Below are 993 nucleotides of genomic sequence, written 5' to 3'. Positions count from 1 at the left end.
GTCTATTCCTGGATCATCATCCTTGGCAAGGATGGTGTCGTCGAAAAGACCCTTCGCGGTCTCGGCCTCGTCGACAACATGGACTCGCTGCTGTTCGGCAACACCGCCATGCTGCTCGGTCTCGTCTACAGCTACATTCCGCTGATGATCCTGCCGATCTTCGCCTCGATCGAGAAACTCGACCCTGCGCTCATCGAGGCGTCGCATGATCTCTATGGCAACCGCGTCACCACATTGCGCCGCGTTATCCTGCCCCTCACCCGGCCCGGCATGATCGCCGGCGCGATCCTGGTGTTCGTTCCAAGCCTCGGCGCGGTCCTGGAGCCGACCCTGCTCGGCGGCGGCAAGACCATGATGATGGGCAATCTCATCCAGCTACAGTTCGGTGGCGCCCGCAACTGGCCGCTCGGCGCCGCCATCGCCATCGTGCTGATGGCCGCGGTCATGGTCTTCCTGATTTTCCAGGGTCTGCGCTCGATGCGCACCGAAGGCATGGAGCGTGCGGCATGAACGCGGACGATGATGTCAGGCGCTATCCGGGCTTCGGTCTCTTCAGCGCGATCTTCTTCGCCTATCTCTATTTGCCCATCGCCGTCGTGGTGTTCTACTCTTTCAATGCGAACCGGATCGTCTCCAATTGGGGCGGCTTCTCATTGCACTGGTACGCCACCGCTCTGTCCAACGCCAACCTGATGACAGCGGTGAAGACCTCCCTGCTCGTCGCCACGGTCGCCACAGTCGCCTCGACCCTTGTCGCGTTGATGGCGGCATTGGTGCTGGTGCGCGGCCGCGATGTCCGGTTCCGCCGCATCTCCGAAGCGGTGGTGAACCTGCCGCTGCTCCTGCCCGAAATCGTCGTTGCTGTCGCCGTCCTGATCCTCTTCTCCGAGATCGGGCTCGCCAACGGAATGGTGAAGCTGATGATCGCCCACACCACCTTCTGCATCCCTTTCGCCTTCCTGCCGATACGCGCCCGCCTGCAGGGAATGGACT

2 protein-coding genes are annotated in these 993 nt (G+C 61.9%); both read left to right on the top strand.

Annotated features, from left to right (window positions below; genetic code table 11):
- Positions 1 to 510: ABC transporter permease (locus EN939_RS35675; RefSeq protein WP_164751581.1), on the top strand; the 510-nt coding region annotated here is incomplete at its 5' end.
- The coding region (locus tag EN939_RS35670) for an ABC transporter permease (RefSeq protein WP_442919597.1) at positions 507 to 993 on the top strand (487 nt) is incomplete at its 3' end. The genes EN939_RS35675 and EN939_RS35670, both read left to right, overlap by 4 nt.

Origin of the sequence: Mesorhizobium sp. M7A.F.Ca.CA.002.05.1.1, assembly GCF_003998335.1 — a bacterium.
Lineage (GTDB): Bacteria > Pseudomonadota > Alphaproteobacteria > Rhizobiales > Rhizobiaceae > Mesorhizobium.
The sequence above is the reverse complement of the archived record's forward strand: the minus strand, read 5'-3'. Positions and strand labels throughout refer to the sequence as shown.